The following is a 19,935-nucleotide window of genomic DNA, read 5'->3' on the forward strand; positions in this document are numbered from 1 at the left end:
ATCCTCATGGCTTTTACAGATCCGTTCATCCGTCGTCCGGTGCTGGCCACCGTGGTCAGCCTGCTGATCGTGCTGCTGGGCTTCCAGGCCTGGAGCAAACTGCCGCTGCGCCAGTACCCACAAATGGAAAACGCCCTGATCACGGTGACCACCGCCTACCCCGGGGCCAACGCCGAGACCATCCAGGGCTATATCACCCAACCGATGCAGCAGAGCCTGGCCAGTGCCGAGGGCATCGACTACATGACCTCGGTGAGTCGCCAGAACTTCTCGGTGATCTCGATCTACGCCCGTATCGGTGCCAACAGCGACCGCCTGTTCACCGAGCTGCTGGCCAAGGCCAACGAGGTGAAAAACAAGCTGCCCCAGGACGCCGAGGACCCGGTGCTGAGCAAGGAAGCCGCCGACGCCTCGGCGCTGATGTACATCAGCTTCTTCAGCCAGGAGCTGAACAACCCGCAGATCACCGACTACCTGTCGCGGGTGATCCAGCCGAAGCTGGCGACCCTGCCGGGCATGGCCGAGGCCGAGATCCTCGGCAACCAGGTGTTCGCCATGCGCCTGTGGCTGGACCCGGTCAAGCTCGCCGGCTACGGCCTGAGCGCCAGCGACGTGACCAACGCGGTGCGCCGCTACAACTTTTTGTCCGCGGCCGGCGAGGTCAAGGGCGAGTACGTGGTCACCAGCATCAACGCCAGCACCGAACTGAAGTCCGCCGAAGCCTTCGCCGCCATTCCGCTGCGGACCGAGGGCGACAGCCGGGTGCTGCTCAGCGACGTGGCACGGGTCGAGATGGGCGCGGAGAACTACAACGCCATCAGCTCCTTTGGCGGCATCCCCTCGGTCTATATCGGCATCAAGGCGACTCCCAACGCCAACCCGCTGGACGTGATCAAGGAAGTGCGCAAGATCATGCCGGAGCTGGAGGCCCAGCTGCCGCCCAACCTCAAGTCGGAGATCGCCTACGACGCCACGCTGTTCATCCAGGCCTCGATCAACGAGGTGGTGAAGACCCTGTTCGAAGCCGTGCTGATCGTGATCGTGGTGGTGTTCCTGTTCCTCGGCGCGCTGCGTTCGGTGGTAATCCCGGTGGTGACCATTCCGCTGTCGATGATCGGCGTGATGTTCTTCATGCAGTTGATGGGCTACTCGATCAACCTGCTGACCCTGCTGGCCATGGTGCTGGCCATCGGCCTGGTGGTGGACGACGCGATCGTGGTGGTGGAGAACATCCACCGCCATATCGAGGAAGGCAAGACGCCGCTGGACGCGGCCCTCGAAGGCGCCCGGGAAATCGCCATGCCAGTGGTGTCGATGACCATCACCCTGGCCGCGGTCTATGCACCCATCGGTTTCCTGCAAGGGCTCACCGGGGCGCTGTTCAAGGAGTTCGCCCTGACCCTGGCCGGCGCTGTGGTGATTTCCGGCATCGTCGCCCTGACCCTGTCGCCGATGATGTGCGCCTTGCTGCTGCGCCACGATAAAAACCCCAGCGGCCTGGCCCACCGTCTCGACCTGGCTTTCGAAAGCCTCAAGCGCCGCTACCAGAGCCTGCTGCATGGCACCCTCAACACCCGGCCGGTGGTGCTGGTGTTCGCGTTGATCGTGCTGTGCCTGATCCCGGCCCTGCTCGCCTTCACCAAGTCGGAACTGGCCCCGGACGAGGACCAGGGCATCATTTTCATGATGGCCACCGCGCCCCAGCCGGCCAACCTGGATTACCTCAACGCCTATACCGACGAGTTCCTGGAGATCTTCAAGACCTTCCCCGAGTACTACTCCTCGTTCCAGATCAACGGTTTCAACGGCGTGCAATCGGGTATCGGCGGTTTCCTGCTCAAGCCGTGGAACGAACGTGAGCGCACGCAGATGCAGATCCTGCCCGAGGTCCAGGCCCGGCTCTCAGGCATCGCCGGGCTGCAGGTCTTCGGTTTCAACCTGCCATCCCTGCCGGGCACCGGCGAGGGGCTGCCGTTCGCCTTCATCATCAACAGCCCCAACGATTACGAGTCGCTGCTGGAATTGTCCGACCGGGTGAAGAAACGCGCCATGGAGTCGGGCAAGTTCGCCTTCGTCGATATCGACCTGGCCTTCGACAAGCCGGAGGTCGTGGTCGACATCGACCGCGCCAAGGCGGCGCAGATGGGCGTGTCGATGCTGGACCTGGGCGGGACCCTGGCCACTTTGCTCGGCGAGGCGGAAATCAACCGCTTCACCATCGAGGGCCGCAGCTACAAGGTCATCGCCCAGGTCGAACGGCCTTATCGCGACAACCCCGAATGGCTGAACAACTACTACGTGAAAAACGCCAAGGGCGAGGCGCTGCCGCTGTCGACCCTGATCACCGTCACCGACCGGGCCCGGCCACGGCAGCTCAACCAGTTCCAGCAACTCAACGCCGCCACCATTTCCGGGTTCCCGGTCGTCAGCATGGGCGAAGCCATCGATACCGTGCGCCAGATCGCCGAGGAAGAAGCCCCGCCGGGCTACGCCTTCGACTATGCCGGGGCCTCGCGACAGTTCGTCCAGGAAGGCAGCGCGCTGTGGGTGACCTTTGGCCTGGCGCTGGCGATCATTTTCCTGGTGCTGGCGGCGCAGTTCGAGAGCTTCCGTGATCCGGTGGTGATCCTGGTAACGGTGCCGCTGTCGATCTGCGGGGCCTTGATCCCACTGTTTCTCGGCTGGTCGAGCATGAACATCTATACTCAGGTCGGGCTGGTGACCCTGATCGGCCTGATCAGCAAGCACGGGATCCTGATCGTCGAGTTCGCCAACCAGCTGCGCAAGGACCAGGGGCTGACGCCTCGCGAGGCCGTGGAAGCCGCCGCGGCCATTCGCCTGCGGCCGGTATTGATGACCACCGCGGCGATGGTCTTCGGCATGGTGCCGCTGATCCTGGCCACCGGTGCCGGCGCGGTCAGCCGGTTCGACATCGGCACGGTGATCGCCACGGGGATGTCGATCGGCACCCTGTTCACCCTGTTCGTGCTGCCCTGCATCTACACCCTGCTGGCCAGACCGGACAAGTGAAGGACACAGGCAATAAAAAAGGCCTCGCGATGCGAGGCCTTTTTATCGGGCTTGATGGTCTTCAACTTTGCGGCCTCATTCCCTGAGTCAGGCCGAACATGAACAACAAAAGATCACGATCGGGTTGGGCTGCCTGGGTCGTCTTGACGACCCGTGGCAACGGGCAATGCGCATCACCCTGCGCCGTGCTGAGAACTTCCATGCGTGGCTGCTCCCAGGCAGCCACAGCCAAGGATGCAACTGCCAAGGCTCCTACTAAAAACAAACCTCGTGCAATTTCGAGCTTCATCACTATAAGCCTTTGATAGCGCTGCCAAACGCCGTCCTATAAAAATAGTAGAGTTTGTCCCAGTCCGTGGTACTCCACGACGAGTGGCGACGCAATTGTTTCATGTCATGGGCGGCAGCCCGTTTAGCGGTCAGGCGCTGGCGGCATTTCTCGAAATCCAGCAGCGCGATATCCACCTTCGCCGCTTCGCCCTCGCCCATGACCCGCACGAACACATGCTTGCTATACAGGCAGCCATGCTGCCAGCGGCTCCGGTGCATGCGCGCCAGCGTGGCCGACAATTCCTTGAGCACACGCTCGTGCAGGGCCTCGCCGTGGCGCTCGCGTTCGCCTGCGGCGTACCAGTGGTCGATTTCCACGAAGCCGTCCAGCGCCTCGGTCACCAGCAAGGCACGCCACTGGCCCTGGGAATCGCGCTGCGCACCGCAGAACACCAGGTGCGGCACCTCCACATTGAGCTGGCTCAGGCCCTTGAGCGCATCCTGCTCGCGCAGCACCGTGGGACGGCCGAAGGGGTGCAACCAACTGCGATAGATATGGCCGACCTGGCGCTTGGCATACAGCACACGCCCGTCAGTGCCCGAAAGACGTTGGACACCACTTTCCCCGCCTCGACGTTGATTGGGCTCTTCGACCCACTCCCCCTGCTGATTCCAGAAGTAGTCGAAACGGTCCGCAGCAGCGACTTCCATTCCCGGTGCACATTCAACGGCCATCCTGTTACCTCTTGCGTAATACGTAGACTCGCCACATGGCGTAGAGCGGAAAAAAGTCCAGATGATCCTGAACGCGAAACCCGGCCTGCTTGAATTCTTCTTCAATCGTGGCAGCCGGTAACACAAAACGGTTTTGGTAACTTTCCTGCCCGGATTCCTCCTTGCGCCGAACCTCCATGCGCTTGCGTTTCCAGGCCTTGAAGTTGCCATCGACCCACAGTGAAACGATCACGCTGTCCCGGGTAACCCGCTGGAATTCCCGGAGCAGAGCCAGGCGATGGGACGACTCGCCGATGTGATGCAGCAGGCGCATACAGAAAATGCTGTCGACGGCGTTGTCCGGCAAGTCGATGTCAAAGGCAGAGGTCTGCAAGGGTTGTACCCGTTTCACCACCTCGGCCGGTTGCGCCACCGTGGCGATCCTCAACATCGCCGCGGAGTTGTCCGCACCGATGATCACGCGATTGGGTTTCTCCGCCAGCAACGGCCAGAAACGCCCGGCACCACAGGGCAGGTCAAGCACCAGGCCCGGCTCTCCGGCCATGGCCAGCGCCGCACGCGCCAACTGCTCGTCACGCTTGTGGGACATCCGGCGCGCTACGCCATCCTGATGTTTGAGCAAATACTCCTGAGCGTGTTGTTCGTCGTACTTCTCGGAAAATTCCAGCTTGATCGGGGTCGCCATCACACAGTCTCCTGAATCTGATGGCCCCACCTTAGGCAGCGGCTTGTCAGCGTCAGGTCATGTCTTTGTGAAAACTTCGTCCGGTCCAGAGTGGAAATATTTCAGGGTTTTACAGGCTCTCACGGGTGGCCTGGGGCCATCAACCAGGAAATTTCCCGACCTGACGGCCCACGCTGAAGCCATGGAGACCCGTCATGCCGTGCGACGGTTCAACTCGACATGAAACCGGCAGCCGTTGGGCTCCATGGTACTGAGGCTGACGCTCCAGCCCTGGTCCTCGCAGATCCGCTGCACCAGCGACAGGCCCAGGCCCAGGCCCTCGCCGCGCTTCTCGTTACCACGCACGAAGGGCTCGAACATCGCCTCGCGCTTCTCCTCGGGAATGCCCACACCGCTGTCCTCGACCACAAAGCCGCAGGGTTCCAGGCTCAAGCGAATGAAGCCCTGCTCGGTGTAGTGCAAGGCATTGCGCAGCAGATTGCCCATCACTGCGTGCAGGAAGGTGGCGTTATAGCGGGTGTCCAGCGGTTGGCCGGCGTCGAAGATCAGCTCCAGGCCCTTTTGCCGGATCGGTCCGCCCCACAGGCCTACCAGGTCCTCGGCTACCTGGCTCAAGGTCGCCTGGGGCGACATGCCGCCGTCTTCGCGCTGGGCACGGGCCAGCATCAGGAAAGTCTGCACCAGCTCGCGCATTTCGCCGCATGCCCGGGCGATGCGCTCGACCTGGGCCCGACCGCGCTGATCGATCGCCGGGTTTTCCAGCAACAGCTCACAGGAACTGGCCAGTACCATCAGCGGCGTACGCAGTTCATGGCTGACATCGCTGGTGAACAGGCGCTCGCGATTCAGGGCCTGGCGCAGACGCCCCAGGGTGGCGTCGAAGGCCACCGCCAACTCCCCCACTTCGTCGGCCGCGTAGTCCGGTGCCAATGGCGGCGCCAACCCCAGCAGCTGGTCGCGATGCCGCACCTGACGCGCCAGCCTCACCACCGGCGCCATGACCCGGCGCGCCAGTACCCAACCGAGGAACACCGCCAAGGCCAGGCTCAGCACGAAGCCCACCAGCACCACCGCGAAGAGCACCCGTTCGCGCTCTTCGAAATCGCTCTGATCCTGCAGCAGCACGTAGCGCCGACCGTCGACCACTTCGACCATGGCGTGGTACGACAGCTGTTCGCGGAACACCTCATGAAAGCCCGGATCCAGATGTCGCAGATCCTTGGGCAGCTCGAAGTCGCCGCGCCCGCCACTGAAGTAAAACAGCTGGTCCGGCTCGGGACGGTGGCTCCAGTCAGAAACGTTGTCCATCAACAGCAGACGCTGAAGGTCGCCCCCCAGGCCCGCGGAAATCAGCTTCTCTTCCACCAGGTGTACCGTCGCCACGATACCCAGGGCGAAGGCTCCAGCGACCAGCGCACTCATCAGCGCAAAGGCGATGATGATCCGCTGGGAAAGGCTTTGCTTAAACTCCATCACGCCCCTCGGCCAGGCGGTAACCGACACCGTGCACGGTATGCAGCAACGGTTTGCCGAACGGCTTGTCGATCACCTGGCGCAATTGGTGGACGTGGCTGCGCAGGCTGTCGCTGTCCGGGCAGTCGTCGCCCCACAGCGCTTCTTCGAGAATTTCCCGGCGCAGCACGTGCGGGCTCTTCTGCATCAGCACCGCCAGCAACTTGAGGCCCACCGGGTTGAGCTTGAGCAGGCGCCCTTCGCGGGTGACTTCCAGGGTGTCGAGGTCATAACTCAGGTCGCCGACCTGCAGGGCCCGGCGCCCGCCGCCCTGGGTCCGGCGCATGACCGCCTCGACGCGCGCGGCCAGCTCGGACAAGGCGAAAGGCTTGACCAGGTAATCGTCGGCCCCGGACTTGAAGCCTTGCAGGCGATCGTCCAGTTGGTCGCGGGCGGTGAGCATGATCACCGGCGTATCGCGCCGGGCATCCTCGCGCAGGCGCTTGCACAGGGTGTAGCCGTCGATCCCCGGCAGCATGATGTCGAGCACGATCAGGTCGTAATGTTCGGTGGCGGCCAGGTGCAGGCCCGACAGACCATCCTGGGCGCAGTCCACCGTGTAGCCTTTAAGCCCCAGGTAGTCGGCCAGGTTGGCCAGAATATCGCGGTTGTCTTCAACCAGTAGAATTCGCATGGGCACTCTCTCCGCACACAGTTACGGCCGTCTTGGCTCGCGCAGCTTAAGGCCAAGCGTGGCTGACGGCTAGGGTTGTTCAATCCCCCGTGGCGAACGCCGCCGCAGGGTTCCAGCGCCTTGACGGTTTTTTCACCCAGGGTTCACACGCTGCCGACAAGGGCGGCTCCAGACTCCGCGGGAACCCGCGACCGCAACGCTTCCCTCAAAGGACTTTCCATGGCTCCGACCCTCGCCCGCCCCGCCTCCAGAGCGCTGAACTGGTGGATCTGCCTGGGCGTTCCCGCCCTGGCTGCCGTCAGCTTGCTGCTGCTTGAACTGACCTCCCTGGACATGGACCTGGCCCAGTACTTTTATGACCCCGCCGCTGGCGGTTTCATCGGCGGCCACAGCTATTTCCTGGAAAATATCCTGCATGACCGGGCCAAGCAGGTGGTCATCGTCTTTTCGGTGCTGGCCATCGTCGGCTTCATCGGCGCCTTTTTCGTCCAGCGTCTCAAGCCGTTCAGGCGCGAACTCGGTTGCCTGGTGCTGTCCCTGGGCCTGGCCACCGCGTTCGTCACCCCGGTCAAGGCAGTCACCGCCGTGCAATGCCCGTGGAGCCTGAAAGAGTTCGGCGGCAAGGAAACCTACAGCGAACTGCTCAGCCCCCGGCCAGCGACCGACAAGCCCGGTCGCTGCTGGCCAGGCGGCCATGCCGCCACCGGTTTCACCCTGTTCGCGCTGTTTTTTGTCCTGCGTGACCGTCGCCCGCGCCTGGCGCGCAAGGCGCTGGTGTTCGCCTTTGCCCTCGGCACGGTGTTCTCGGTCGGGCGCATGCTGCAGGGCGCGCACTTCTTCTCCCACAACGTCTGGACCGCGATCTTCTGCTGGCTGATCTGCCTGGGGGCGTACTACTTCATTCTCTATCGACCGGCAGGCAAGGTTGAGCCGGTGATGGAGGCGGAAGCGGTCAACGCCTGAGGCTTATTCGCTCCTGCAAGGAATGCAGTTCGGTGGGAGCGAACGGGTTCGCGACAGCGGTCACCCCGGCAGCAAAATATCCGCCCATAAAAAAACCCCGCCGGCTTTCGCCGGCGGGGCTTTTCGTACGGGGTAAGGCTGGCTTACATCATGCCGCCCATGCCACCCATGCCGCCCATGTCTGGCATGCCGCCAGCTGCAGGCTTGTCTTCAGCGATTTCAGCAACAGCCGCTTCGGTGGTCAGGATCAGACCGCCGATGGAGGATGCCGCTTGCAGCGCCGAACGGGTCACCTTGGTTGGGTCCAGGATGCCCATTTCGATCATGTCGCCGTATTCGCTGGTAGCAGCGTTGTAACCGTAGTTACCCGAACCCTGCTTGACCTTGTCGACCACTACGCTTGGCTCGTCGCCGGAGTTGGCAACGATCTGGCGCAGAGGTGCTTCGACAGCGCGACGCAGAACAGCGATACCCACGTCCTGGTCGGCGTTGTCGCCTTTCAGGCCGCTGATCGATTGCAGAGCACGGATCAGGGCTACGCCACCGCCAGGCACCACGCCTTCTTCAACGGCTGCACGGGTAGCGTGCAGGGCGTCTTCAACGCGGGCTTTCTTCTCTTTCATTTCAACTTCGGAACCGGCGCCAACCTTGATCACCGCAACGCCGCCGGACAGCTTGGCCAGACGCTCTTGCAGTTTTTCACGGTCGTAGTCGGACGAAGTGTCGGCCACTTGTTGACGGATCTGGGTCACACGAGCCTGGATGTCCGCTTCAACGCCAGCACCGTCGATGATGGTGGTGTTTTCCTTGGACAGGATCACGCGCTTGGCGTTACCCAGGTGCTCCAGGGTGGTGCTTTCCAGGCTCAGGCCGATCTCTTCGGAGATAACGGTACCGCCGGTCAGGACCGCGATGTCCTGCAGCATGGCCTTGCGACGGTCGCCGAAACCTGGTGCCTTGACGGCAGCGACTTTGACGATGCCGCGCATGTTGTTCACAACCAGAGTCGCCAGGGCTTCGCCTTCAACGTCTTCAGCCACGATCAGCAGTGGGCGGCCGGCTTTGGCAACGGCTTCCAGCACTGGCAGCATTTCGCGGATGTTGGAGATCTTCTTGTCCACCAGCAGGATCAGCGGGCCGTCCAGCTCGGCGACCATGGTGTCCGGCTTGTTGATGAAGTAAGGGGACAGGTAGCCACGGTCGAACTGCATGCCTTCAACGACAGACAGTTCGTTTTCCAGGCCCGAGCCTTCTTCAACGGTGATCACGCCTTCTTTACCGACTTTTTCCATGGCTTCGGCAATGATGTCGCCGATGGAGTTGTCGGAGTTGGCGGAGATGGTGCCGACCTGAGCGATCGCCTTGGAATCGGCGCATGGCTTGGACAGACCTTTGAGCTCTTTGACGATGGCGATGGTCGCCTTGTCGATGCCACGCTTCAGGTCCATCGGGTTCATGCCGGCAGCGACGGCTTTCAGGCCTTCGTTGACGATCGACTGAGCCAGTACGGTGGCGGTGGTGGTACCGTCGCCGGCGTCATCGTTGGCACGGGAAGCAACGTCTTTTACCAGCTGCGCGCCCATGTTTTCGAAGCGATCTTTCAGCTCGATTTCTTTGGCGACGGAAACGCCGTCCTTGGTGATGGTCGGAGCGCCGAAGCTCTTCTCGATGATCACGTTACGGCCTTTCGGGCCCAGGGTCGCTTTTACCGCGTCAGCCAGGACGTTAACGCCGGTGAGCATTTTCTGGCGGGCGGAGTCGCCGAATTTAACTTCTTTAGCAGCCATGATCGATATTCCTTAAATACTTTGTAGTAACGGGAAAATGAGCGGGTAATCAGCCTTCGATAACGGCGAGAATTTCGTTCTCAGCCATTACCAGCAGGTCTTCGCCGTCTACCTTCACAGTGTTGCTGCCGGAGTAAGGGCCGAACACAACCTTGTCACCCACTTTCACGGCCAGCGCACGTACTTCACCGTTGTCGAGGATACGACCGGTACCTACAGCGACGATCTCGCCACGGTTAGGTTTTTCAGCGGCCGAACCTGGCAGAACGATACCGCCAGCGGTTTTCGATTCTTCTTCGCTGCGACGGATGACGACGCGGTCATGCAGAGGACGAAGCTTCATTGTCGATCTCTCCTAATTATGGTTTTCAGCGGCCGGTGTTTACCGGCGGGTTAACAAATCCGGCGTGGCCGGTTGCGGCTCGACGAGCGAGACGCGGAAGTCTGTCTGGTGTCGCCACCAGAAACCTTGCGGTGACCGATACATGTGGGCGCATATGCTTATTACAAGGGCTGCCCAATGAAATTTTTTAGATTTTCAGTCGGGCAAAACGAACACGGCACCCGAAGGTGCCGTGTCGATCATTGAGAGACTCAGGAATCGCGGTGCTCGAACTCGCCTTCGATCACATTCGGCTCACGCCCCAGAGGGCGCTGCGGCGCGGGTCCGCCACGGGCGGCCTGCATGTCGTCGGCAAAGGCACGCTGACGAATGGCCTGTTCTTCGGCACGCTGGCGCATCTTGTTGGCCAGCAGGCGACGGGTGACCGGCAACAGCATGAACAGGCCGAATACGTCACTGATGAAGCCAGGCAGGATCAACAGGCCGCCCGCCAGGGCCAGCATCAGGCCTTCGAGCATGGTCTGGGCCGGCAGCTCGCCGCGGTTCAGGCTTTCACGGGCACGCAACGCCGTGGCCAGCCCCGCGACGCGCAGGACCAGCACACCCAGCATCGAGCCCAGGATGATCAGCAGCAACGCCGGGAAAAACCCGATCGCAGCGCTGACTTTGACGAATACGAACAGCTCTAGCACCGGGAACAGCAGAAAGAGCAACAGAAAAGGGCGCATCAAATGGTTTCCTCTACGGAAGAATGCCTTCCAGTAGACCCTAGATGACGTCGGCAATTCGTGAATTCAAGCCTCGGCCCCGGCATTTTTCGGCCATTGCTCGGCGTGAGCCAGAAAAACCAAGGCCTCGCGCACTTGTGTCGGCGTATTACAAGGGCTGGGGAACCGCAGCCAGTACAACCCCTGGCCGATCCGCAGGTGCATGCCTTCGGTATCGATGCCGGCCAGTTGCGCCACAGCGGTTTTCGGCAACCCGGCCAGGTCAACGTAATGGGCGATCGCCTTGGCGTGATCGCTGTTCATGTGTTCGACCATGCTCAGCTCAGCCTTGCCGGCGAACGGGTTGGCCAGCGTTACCTGGTCGATCCAGTGGATCGCGCCAAAGCCGCCGATGTAGCGGTGACGCACCGGCTTGAGCAGCCAGAAATCGAAGTCGTGGGCCTTGTGATAGTTCTGCGACTCCGGGAAATACCGGTAGTAGCGTTCGGCGGCCGCCTCGATCGCCGCGGCGTCCTCGAGCTTTTCGGCTTCGGCCAGATAGGTCAGGCGCCCCACCGCCTGGACGTCCTCGGCGTCGCGCTCGCCCACCAGCAGCGAACACTTGGGATCCTTCGCAGGTTGTGGGTGTGCTGGGCAATGCGGCTGATCAGGATCAGTGGCCGCCCCTGCTCGTCCAGGCAATAAGGAACCACCGAGCCGAAGGGAAAACCCGGCATGGCCTTGGAGTGCGTCGACAGCACGCCACGGTATTCCTTGAGCAATAATTCTCGTGCATGCTTCGCAGCTTCAACGCTCAATTTATGACTCCTTATATAGAATCCGTCTAAAACGGACGGGCGCCTGGAGCAAAGTTCCAGCGACGCCATCGGGGCAATTCTCAATCTGCAGCCAGGCCATGCCCGACGCACAAGAGAGGCGCCTTAAAGGACACCACTCCAGTTCTGCTTTCGGAGCATGCGAATGCAACTCAATGACAAAGTAATCATTATCACCGGCGGTTGCCAGGGGCTGGGCCGCTCCATGGCGGAGTATTTCGCCAGCAAAGGCGCCAGGCTGGCGCTGGTCGACCTGAACCAGGAAAAGCTCGACCAGGCGGTTGCCGCCTGCCAGGCCGCGGGAGTCGAGGCCCGCGCCTACCTGTGCAACGTCGCCAATGAAGAGCAGGTGGAACACATGGTCGCCCAGGTCGCCGCAGACTTCGGCGCCATTCACGGCCTGATCAATAACGCCGGCATCCTGCGCGACGGCCTGCTGCTCAAGGTCAAGGACGGCGAGATGACCAAGATGAGCCTGGCCCAATGGCAGTCGGTGATCGACGTCAACCTCACCGGCGTGTTCCTCTGCACCCGCGAAGTCGCGGCGAAGATGATCGAGCTGAAGACCAGCGGCGCGATCATCAACATTTCCTCGATCTCCCGTGCCGGCAATATCGGCCAGACCAACTACTCCGCCGCCAAGGCCGGGGTCGCCGCGGCAACCGTGACCTGGGCCAAGGAACTGGCGCGCTACGGCATCCGCGTGGCCGGCATCGCACCGGGCTTCATCGAAACCGAAATGACCCTGGGCATGAAACCCGAAGCCCTGGAGAAAATGACCTCCGGCATCCCGCTCAAGCGCATGGGCAAGCCGGAAGAAATCGCTCACTCGGCGGCCTATATCTTCGAGAACGACTACTACACCGGCCGGATCCTCGAGCTGGACGGCGGCCTGCGGATCTGAACCCCGCCCATGAAACACCCATAAAAAAGCCCGGTGCACTGCACCGGGCTTTTTTGTTTGCCCAACCGGTTCAGTCGTCGCTGACGGTAATGTTCGGCATTGCCGGCGCCGCGGCTTCCTGAAGCACGATGCGCGCGCCGACATGGCGGGCCAGTTCCTGATAGACCATGGCGATCTGGCTTTCCGGCTCGGCGATCACGGTCGGCTTGCCGCCATCGGCCTGCTCGCGAATCAGCATCGACAGCGGCAACGAGGCCAGCAGTTCGACGCCGTACTGGGTCGCCAGCTTCTCGCCACCGCCTTCGCCAAACAGGTGCTCGGCATGGCCGCAGTTGGAGCAGATGTGCACCGCCATGTTTTCCACCACGCCCAGCACCGGGATGTTGACCTTGCGGAACATCTCCACGCCCTTGCGCGCGTCCAGCAGCGCCAGGTCCTGCGGGGTGGTGACGATGACCGCGCCGGCCACCGGGACCTTCTGCGCCAAGGTCAGCTGGATATCGCCGGTACCCGGCGGCATGTCGATCACCAGGTAATCCAGGTCGCCCCAGGTGGTCTGGGTCACCAGTTGCAGCAGGGCGCCGGAGACCATCGGCCCGCGCCAGACCATCGGCGTGTTGTCATCGGTCAGGAAGGCCATGGACATGACCTCGACCCCGTGGGACTTGATCGGCACGAACCATCTCTGGTCCTTGACCTGCGGCCGGGTGCCCTCGGCGATACCGAACATGATGCCCTGGCTCGGGCCATAGATGTCGGCATCGAGAATCCCCACCTTGGCGCCTTCGCGGGCCAACGCCAGGGCCAGGTTGGCCGCGGTGGTGGACTTGCCCACGCCACCCTTGCCGGATGCCACTGCCACCACGTTCTTGACGTTGGCCAGGCCCGGAATCTGTGCCTGGGCCTTGTGCGCGGCAATCACGCTGGTGACATTGACGCGAGCGATGACCACGCCGTCCATGTTTTCGATGGCCAGCTTCAGCAACTGGGCCCAGCCGCTCTTGAACAGACCGGCGGCATAACCGATTTCCAGCTCGACACGCACCTCGTCGCCCTGGATGTCGATGGAACGGACACAACCGGCACTGACCGGGTCCTGGTTCAGGTAGGGGTCGGTGTATTGGCGAAGAACGGCTTCCACCGCTGCGCGATTGACGGCGCTCATGGGCAACTCCGATAACAAGACGGGAAAATCAGGCGGCTATCCTACCTGTTCCGTGGCGCGGGCGGGATGCCAAAGCATCATATAGCACGTCCGCCGATGGCCAGGACGGCCGTGGAAAACCGGGCTCACGGGGTGAAATATATTTCTCGGCGCTTTATAGTGGCCGACCTCCGTTTCATCAAGTAGCCGAGCCCCATGTCCGAGCCACGCAAGATCCTCGTCACCAGCGCCCTGCCCTATGCCAATGGTTCGATCCACCTCGGCCATATGCTGGAATATATCCAGACCGATATGTGGGTGCGTTTCCAGAAGCACCGCGGCAATCAATGCATCTATGTCTGCGCCGACGACGCTCACGGTTCGGCCATCATGCTGCGCGCGGAAAAGGAAGGCATCACCCCGGAACAACTGATCGCCAACGTCCAGGCTGAACACAGCGCCGACTTTGCCGACTTCCTGGTGGACTTCGACAACTTCCACTCGACCCACGCCGAAGAAAACCGTGAGCTGTCGAGCCAGATCTACCTGAAGCTGCGCGACGCCGGGCACATCGCCACGCGCTCGATCACTCAGTATTTCGACCCGGAAAAACAAATGTTCCTGGCCGACCGCTTCATCAAGGGCACCTGCCCGAAATGCGGCACCGAGGACCAGTACGGCGACAACTGCGAAAAATGCGGCGCCACCTACGCCCCGACCGACCTGAAGGATCCGAAGTCGGCGATTTCCGGCGCCACCCCGGTGCTCAAGGATTCCCAGCACTTCTTCTTCAAGCTGCCGGACTTCCAGCAGATGCTGCAGGAGTGGACCCGCAGCGGCACCCTGCAGGACGCCGTGGCGAACAAGATCGCCGAATGGCTGGATGTCGGCCTGCAGCAGTGGGACATCTCCCGCGACGCGCCGTATTTCGGCTTCGAGATCCCCGACGAGCCGGGCAAGTACTTCTACGTCTGGCTGGACGCGCCAATCGGCTACATGGCCAGCTTCAAGAACCTGTGCAACCGCACGCCGGAGCTGGACTTCGATGCGTTCTGGGGCAAGGACTCGACCGCCGAGCTGTACCACTTCATCGGCAAGGACATCGTCAACTTCCACGCGCTGTTCTGGCCAGCCATGCTCGAAGGCGCCGGCTACCGCAAGCCGACCGGCATCAACGTGCACGGCTACCTGACCGTCAACGGCCAGAAGATGTCCAAGTCCCGCGGTACCTTCATCAAGGCCCGGACCTACCTCGACCACCTGTCGCCGGAATACCTGCGTTACTACTACGCGGCCAAGCTGGGCCGTGGCGTCGACGACCTGGACCTGAACCTCGAAGACTTCGTGCAGAAGGTCAACTCCGACCTGGTGGGCAAGGTGGTGAACATCGCCAGCCGTTGCGCCGGCTTCATCCACAAAGGCAACGCCGGTGTGCTGGTGGACCAGAACGCCGCGCCGGAGCTGACCGATGCCTTCCTCGCCGCCGCGCCAAGCATTGCCGACGCCTACGAGGCCCGCGACTTCGCCCGCGCCATGCGTGAAACCATGGCCCTGGCCGACCGCGCCAACGCCTGGATCGCCGACAAGGCGCCATGGTCGTTGAACAAGCAGGAAGGCAAGCAGGGTGAGGTCCAGGCCATCTGCGCCACCGGTGTCAACCTGTTCCGCCAGCTGGTGATCTTCCTCAAGCCGGTGTTGCCGCTGCTGGCCGCCGATGCCGAAGCGTTCCTCAACGTCGCCCCGCTGACCTGGAACGACCACCAGAACCTGCTGAGCAACCATCAGCTGAACGAATTCAAGCCGCTGATGACGCGGATCGACCCAGTGAAAGTACAAGCCATGACCGACGCCTCGAAAGAAGACCTGACCGCCAGCCAGACCGACACCGGTGAAGCCAAGCCTGCGGGCAACGGCGAGCTGGCCAAGGATCCGCTGTCGCCGGAAATCGACTTCGACACTTTCGCCGCCGTCGACCTGCGCGTGGCCCTGATCGTCAAGGCCGAGCACGTGGAAGGCGCCGACAAGCTGCTGCGCCTGACCCTGGATATCGGTGACGAGCAACGCAACGTGTTCTCCGGGATCAAGAGCGCCTACCCGGATCCGTCCAAGCTCGACGGGCGCCTGACCATGATGATCGCCAACCTCAAGCCACGGAAAATGAAATTCGGCATTTCCGAAGGCATGGTGATGGCGGCTGGCCCTGGCGGCGAAGAGATCTACCTGCTGAGCCCGGACAGCGGCGCCAAGCCGGGTCAGCGAATCAAGTAAATCCGCCCGCGGGATCGATCCCCCCGTCACGCCGCTGCGTGGCGGGGGGATTTTCATATCTGGATGGGCCCGCGCCCTTGCCGGATAATTTGCCTAGTCTTCAGGTATCCGCCCGCCCTCACCGGCCACGAACATGACCGAGATTGTCCTCACGCTCATCAGCGCTGCCCTGATCAACAACTTCGTGTTGCAGTGGCCGCTGGGCGTCGATCCGCTGTTGCAGGCCAGTGCCGAGCCGCAGGTGACGCAGCGGCGAATCCATGCCCTGGGGATCGCCACCGGTTGCCTGATGCTGCTCTGCAGCCTGCTGGGTTATGGACTGTATCAGGCACTGCTGGTGCCGCTGGGCCTGACCGCGCTGCAACTGTTCGTGTTCCTGCCGCTGGGCGTGCTGCTGATCGCACCACTGCTCAAGCTGCTGACCCGGATGCTGCCCGGGCTGCCGTTCGCAGGCCTCTGGCCGCTGCTGCTGGGCAATGCCGGCGTGCTCGGCGCGTTGCTGCTGGCGGTCCAGGGCAATCGGGGAATCGGTCATAGCCTCGCCCTGGGCCTGGGCGCGGGCCTCGGTTTCTGGCTGGTGCTGAGCCTGTTCAGCGACCTGCGCCAGCGCATTCTCAACAATGATGTGCCCCTGCCCTTTCGCGGCCTGCCGATCGACCTGATCAGCGCCGGCCTGATGGCCGTGGCATTTCTCGGTTTCAACGGACTGCTCAACCCATGAGTCTGATTCAACGCATCGACGCCCTGCTGCCGCAGACCCAATGCGGCAAGTGCGGCCACCCCGGATGCAAGCCCTACGCCGAAGGCATCGCCAACGGCGAGGCGATCAACAAGTGCCCGCCCGGCGGCGACGAAACCATCGCCGGCCTGGCCAGGCTGCTGAACGTCCCGGTCGTGGAGCTGGACATCAGCCGCGGCCCGGCGCCGGCCCAGGTGGCCTTTATCCGCGAAGCCGAATGCATCGGCTGCACCAAGTGCATCCAGGCCTGCCCGGTGGATGCCATAGTCGGCGCGGCCAAGCAGATGCACACGGTGCTGATCGACGAATGCACCGGCTGCGACCTCTGCGTGGCACCGTGCCCGGTGGACTGCATCGAGATGCACCCGCTGCCGCTGAATGATGTATTGCCGATCGTCGGTGGCCTGGCCACCAGTCTCGAAGAACTGCGCGCCCGGACCGCCAAGCGCGATCATGCGCGCCAGCGCTTCGAGCGCCGCAACGCCCGACTGCAACGCGAAGAGCAGCACAAGCAGGCCGAACGAGCCGCCCGCGCGCAACGTGCCGCGCAGCCCAGCGAAACCACCCTCAACCCGGTACAGGCGGCCATCGAGCGGGTACGCGCGCAAAAGGCGGCCGCCGCCGATGCCGCGGTGAAAAAAGCCAAGATCGATCTGGCCATGAGCCGGGCACAGTTGAACAAATCGCTGAAAGCCTTCGGTCATCCGCCGACCTTCGAGCAACAGTCGCAGCTGATCGTCCTGCAGCGCCAGTTCGAAGCCGCCGAGCAAGCTCTCGCCCAGCTCGAAAGCGCTACCGAAAGCACTGTTGAAACCGTAGCGTCGGCGCCCCCCGCCAAAGACGCCGAACTCAAGCGCGCGAAAATCCAGCTGGCGATACGCCGTGCGGAACTGAAAAAAGCCCAGGACAACCAGGCGCCTGCCGAACAGCTGGCCAGCCTGGAGCAGGCACTGAAAGACGCAGAACAGGCCTTGCACTCGGCTGAAGAAGCCAGCGGAAAACCGGCCCCCAATCTGGTACGGGTCGAGAAGCGCCCGATCGACGCCCGCCTGCGACAACTGAAAACCGAACTGGCTTACGCTCGAGCAGAGGTCAGCAAACTGGAACGCCACGGCGACACCCCGCCGCCGCTGTTGGCCAAGGCCCGCGAACGGCTGGCCGAAGCCGAGCGCCAGGTACAAGCCCATGATGCCCCTTGAGCAACCGGACGAACGCCTGCAACAAGCCATGAAGCGTGTGCTTGTGGCGACCCTGCCGGGGCTGCTGGCGCTCTTCTGGCTGTTTGGCTGGGGAATTCTGATCAACCTGCTGCTGGCCTGTGCCACCGCCCTTGCCGTCGAAGCCGCGGTACTCCGATTGCGCCAGTGGCCGTTGCGCCCCTTCCTTGGTGACGGCAGCGCCCTGGTCAGCGCCACCCTGCTGGCCCTGGCCTTGCCGCCGTACTGCCCGTGGTGGCTGACGGTCAGTGCGACAGCCTGCGCCCTGCTGTTCGGCAAGCACCTGTATGGCGGCGTCGGCAAGAATCCGTTCAACCCGGCGATGCTCGGTTATGCCCTGGTACTCGTCTCTTTCCCGCAGCAGATGACTCATTGGCCGACCTCCCATGGCCTGGACCTGCTGGGCGGTGTGCAGCAGATCTTCGGCATAGCCTCCGACAGCATGGCGCCCGATGCCTGGGCCCAGGCCACGGCACTCGACAGCCTGCGTATCAACAAGAGCCTGACCATCGACGAACTGTTCGCCGGCAATGCCGCCTTCGGCCATTTCGGCGGCAAGGGCGTTGAATGGGTCAACCTGGCCTTTCTCGCCGGTGGCGCCTTTTTGCTGCAGCAACGGGTGTTCAGCTGGCACGCACCGGCCGGCATGCTCGGTAGCCTGTTCGTCATCAGCCTGCTGTGCTGGAACGGCTCCGGATCGGACTCCCACGGCTCGCCGTTTTTCCACCTGCTGACCGGCGCGACCATGCTGGGCGCCTTTTTTATCGTCACCGAGCCAGTCTCCGGCCCCAAGAGCGCAAAGGCACGCCTGTTGTTCGGGGTCGGGGTCGGGCTGCTGACCTACCTGATCCGAACCTGGGGCGGTTACCCGGACGGCGTCGCCTTCGCGGTACTGCTGATGAACCTCGCCGTCCCTGCCCTGGAGCGCCTGGCTGCTCCGCCTCCCGAGCCTTCCCTGCCATGAACCGCGCGATGAGTCTGGGGGTGTTGGCATTGCTGGCGGCTGTCGGGGCCGCCGGCACTTTCTTCGTCCATCAGGCCACGGCCCCCCGCATCGAGCGCGAACAACGCGCCATCCAGGCACGCAACCTGCTGGATATCCTGCCTGCCGACAGCTACGACAATCAGCCGCTGGATCAGCCCCTGGCCGTCGACAACATCCCACTCAGCCACAGCATCCTGCTCGGTGGTTATCGCGCCACCCGCAACGGCCAGCCCAGCGCCGTGCTGCTGCGCAGCCAGGTCAGCGGTTATGGCGGCCCGGTCGAGCTGCTGATCGGCATCGCCGCCAACGGCAAACTGCTGGGCAGCAAGGCCCTCAGGCATTCGGAAACGCCCGGGCTGGGCGCGCGCATCGCCGAGCGCCCCAATGCCTGGCTGCAGGGTTTTATCGGCAAGTCGCTGGGCGATCCGGGCGACGCCGGCTGGGCGCTGAAAAAGGACAATGGCCAATTCGACCAGATGGCCGGGGCTACCATCACCTCACGGGCGGTGGTCGAGGGGATTCACGACAGCCTGCGTTACTTCGACGAGCATCGCGAACAACTGCTGGGAAGTCCCGCCCATGAATAAATCCTCGGCTCTGCACAACGCCCTGATGCTGGCGCCGCTGATCGGTGCCAGCGACTCCCTGGTCAAGGCTCTGGGCCTGGCCCTGGTATTTCTCTGCGTGAGCTGCGTGTTCGGCCTGTGCATGAATGCCCTGCGCCCACGCCTGGCTGGCCAGGGCCGCCTGGGCGCCAGTATCCTGCTCAGCGCCACGCTCACCAGTTGTGCCATGCTGGCCGCGCAGGCCTGGGCATTCGAACTGCAACAACAGTTGGCCCTCTACCTGGGCCTGATTGCCGTGCAATGCGTAGTGCTGGAGTACCAGGATTTTTTCCAGCGTCCCGTGCGCTTGCGTTTCGCCGGCCTGTTCTGCCTGCTGCTGGTTATCCTGGGCGCACTACGCGAAGCCTTCGGCAGTGGCACCATCGGCAATCATCTGCAATGGCTGCTGGGGATGAACGACGTCGACTGGCCAGGCTGGGTTCTGTCCGCCCAGGGCGGCCTGCACCTGCTTACACTCGCACCTGGCGGTTTTATCCTGCTGGGGCTGCTGCTGGCCGGCCGGCAGGCCTGGGCTGCTGCGACCTCACACCGACCGCCTTCAAGGAAATGA

The 19,935-nt window shown here is 62.8% G+C and carries 18 protein-coding genes and 1 pseudogene; 9 read left to right on the forward strand and 10 right to left on the reverse strand.

Annotated features, from left to right (window positions below):
* Window positions 1–6 precede the first annotated feature (6 nt).
* Complete coding sequence (locus H0I86_RS24555; protein ID WP_180922502.1) at window positions 7–3,030, forward strand: multidrug efflux RND transporter permease subunit; 3,024 nt, start codon at window positions 7–9, stop codon at window positions 3,028–3,030.
* A gap of 61 nt (window positions 3,031–3,091) precedes the next feature.
* Here the strand turns inward: H0I86_RS24555 and H0I86_RS24560 are convergent, their stop codons facing one another.
* The 5 genes from H0I86_RS24560 to colR form a co-directional block, all read right to left on the reverse strand.
* Window positions 3,092–3,319 (reverse strand): hypothetical protein, encoded by a 228-nt coding sequence (locus H0I86_RS24560; protein WP_016703355.1) that lies wholly within the window; start codon window positions 3,317–3,319, stop codon window positions 3,092–3,094.
* Window positions 3,320–3,321: 2 nt separating this feature from the next.
* Window positions 3,322–4,035 (reverse strand): lipopolysaccharide kinase InaA family protein, encoded by a 714-nt coding sequence (locus tag H0I86_RS24565; RefSeq protein ID WP_180922503.1) that lies wholly within the window; start codon window positions 4,033–4,035, stop codon window positions 3,322–3,324.
* Between the two features lie 4 nt (window positions 4,036–4,039).
* Entirely contained in the window at window positions 4,040–4,720 is a 681-nt protein-coding gene (locus H0I86_RS24570) for a class I SAM-dependent methyltransferase (RefSeq protein ID WP_180922504.1), read from the reverse strand.
* Between the two features lie 192 nt (window positions 4,721–4,912).
* Window positions 4,913–6,193, reverse strand: coding sequence for a sensor histidine kinase (locus H0I86_RS24575; RefSeq protein ID WP_038576281.1), 1,281 nt, complete (start codon window positions 6,191–6,193; stop codon window positions 4,913–4,915).
* On the reverse strand, window positions 6,183–6,866 hold the full coding sequence (gene colR / locus H0I86_RS24580; protein ID WP_009050537.1) for a two-component system response regulator ColR: 684 nt from the start codon (window positions 6,864–6,866) through the stop codon (window positions 6,183–6,185). Before colR ends, H0I86_RS24575 begins: the two co-directional genes overlap by 11 nt.
* 219 nt (window positions 6,867–7,085) lie before the next feature.
* Here colR and H0I86_RS24585 point away from each other — a divergent pair, with 219 nt between their 5' ends.
* Window positions 7,086–7,829 carry a phosphatase PAP2 family protein gene (locus H0I86_RS24585; protein WP_180922505.1) on the forward strand — a complete coding sequence of 248 codons (744 nt, stop codon included), beginning with the start codon at window positions 7,086–7,088 and terminating at the stop codon, window positions 7,827–7,829.
* Window positions 7,830–7,972: 143 nt separating this feature from the next.
* Here H0I86_RS24585 and groL read toward each other — a convergent pair whose 3' ends face one another.
* From groL to H0I86_RS24605, 4 genes and pseudogenes are all read right to left on the reverse strand, one after another.
* Entirely contained in the window at window positions 7,973–9,616 is a 1,644-nt protein-coding gene (gene groL, locus H0I86_RS24590) for a chaperonin GroEL (RefSeq protein WP_180922506.1), read from the reverse strand.
* 49 nt (window positions 9,617–9,665) lie between these two features.
* Entirely contained in the window at window positions 9,666–9,959 is a 294-nt protein-coding gene (locus H0I86_RS24595; RefSeq protein WP_009050540.1) for a co-chaperone GroES, read from the reverse strand.
* A gap of 251 nt (window positions 9,960–10,210) precedes the next feature.
* Window positions 10,211–10,687, reverse strand: a complete 477-nt coding sequence (locus tag H0I86_RS24600) for an FxsA family protein (protein WP_124312007.1) — start codon at window positions 10,685–10,687, stop codon at window positions 10,211–10,213.
* A 66-nt stretch (window positions 10,688–10,753) separates the two neighbouring features.
* Window positions 10,754–11,484, reverse strand: a pseudogene (locus tag H0I86_RS24605) (HugZ family pyridoxamine 5'-phosphate oxidase).
* A gap of 163 nt (window positions 11,485–11,647) precedes the next feature.
* On the opposite strand from H0I86_RS24605, the gene H0I86_RS24610 reads away from it, so the two are divergent.
* Entirely contained in the window at window positions 11,648–12,406 is a 759-nt protein-coding gene (locus tag H0I86_RS24610; protein ID WP_096375294.1) for an SDR family oxidoreductase, read from the forward strand.
* A gap of 70 nt (window positions 12,407–12,476) precedes the next feature.
* Here the strand turns inward: H0I86_RS24610 and apbC are convergent, their stop codons facing one another.
* Window positions 12,477–13,571, reverse strand: coding sequence for an iron-sulfur cluster carrier protein ApbC (gene apbC / locus H0I86_RS24615; RefSeq protein ID WP_180922507.1), 1,095 nt, complete (start codon window positions 13,569–13,571; stop codon window positions 12,477–12,479).
* A gap of 195 nt (window positions 13,572–13,766) precedes the next feature.
* Here apbC and metG point away from each other — a divergent pair, with 195 nt between their 5' ends.
* From metG to H0I86_RS24645, 6 genes are all read left to right on the forward strand, one after another.
* Window positions 13,767–15,818, forward strand: a complete 2,052-nt coding sequence (metG, locus tag H0I86_RS24620; protein WP_180922508.1) for a methionine--tRNA ligase — start codon at window positions 13,767–13,769, stop codon at window positions 15,816–15,818.
* A gap of 133 nt (window positions 15,819–15,951) precedes the next feature.
* A complete protein-coding gene (locus tag H0I86_RS24625; protein ID WP_180922509.1) occupies window positions 15,952–16,539 on the forward strand; it encodes an Rnf-Nqr domain containing protein in 588 nt (195 codons plus the stop codon).
* Window positions 16,536–17,756, forward strand: coding sequence for an electron transport complex subunit RsxB (rsxB, locus tag H0I86_RS24630; RefSeq protein WP_180922510.1), 1,221 nt, complete (start codon window positions 16,536–16,538; stop codon window positions 17,754–17,756). Before H0I86_RS24625 ends, rsxB begins: the two co-directional genes overlap by 4 nt.
* Entirely contained in the window at window positions 17,743–18,738 is a 996-nt protein-coding gene (locus H0I86_RS24635) for an RnfABCDGE type electron transport complex subunit D (protein ID WP_180922511.1), read from the forward strand. Before rsxB ends, H0I86_RS24635 begins: the two co-directional genes overlap by 14 nt.
* Window positions 18,735–19,346 carry an RnfABCDGE type electron transport complex subunit G gene (locus H0I86_RS24640; protein WP_180922512.1) on the forward strand — a complete coding sequence of 204 codons (612 nt, stop codon included), beginning with the start codon at window positions 18,735–18,737 and terminating at the stop codon, window positions 19,344–19,346. The genes H0I86_RS24635 and H0I86_RS24640 overlap by 4 nt, the downstream gene beginning before the upstream one ends.
* On the forward strand, window positions 19,339–19,935 hold the full coding sequence (locus H0I86_RS24645; protein ID WP_180922513.1) for an Rnf-Nqr domain containing protein: 597 nt from the start codon (window positions 19,339–19,341) through the stop codon (window positions 19,933–19,935). The genes H0I86_RS24640 and H0I86_RS24645 overlap by 8 nt, the downstream gene beginning before the upstream one ends.

Origin of the sequence: Pseudomonas chlororaphis subsp. aurantiaca, from assembly GCF_013466605.1 — a bacterium.
Taxonomy (GTDB): Bacteria; Pseudomonadota; Gammaproteobacteria; order Pseudomonadales; family Pseudomonadaceae; genus Aquipseudomonas; species Aquipseudomonas chlororaphis_I.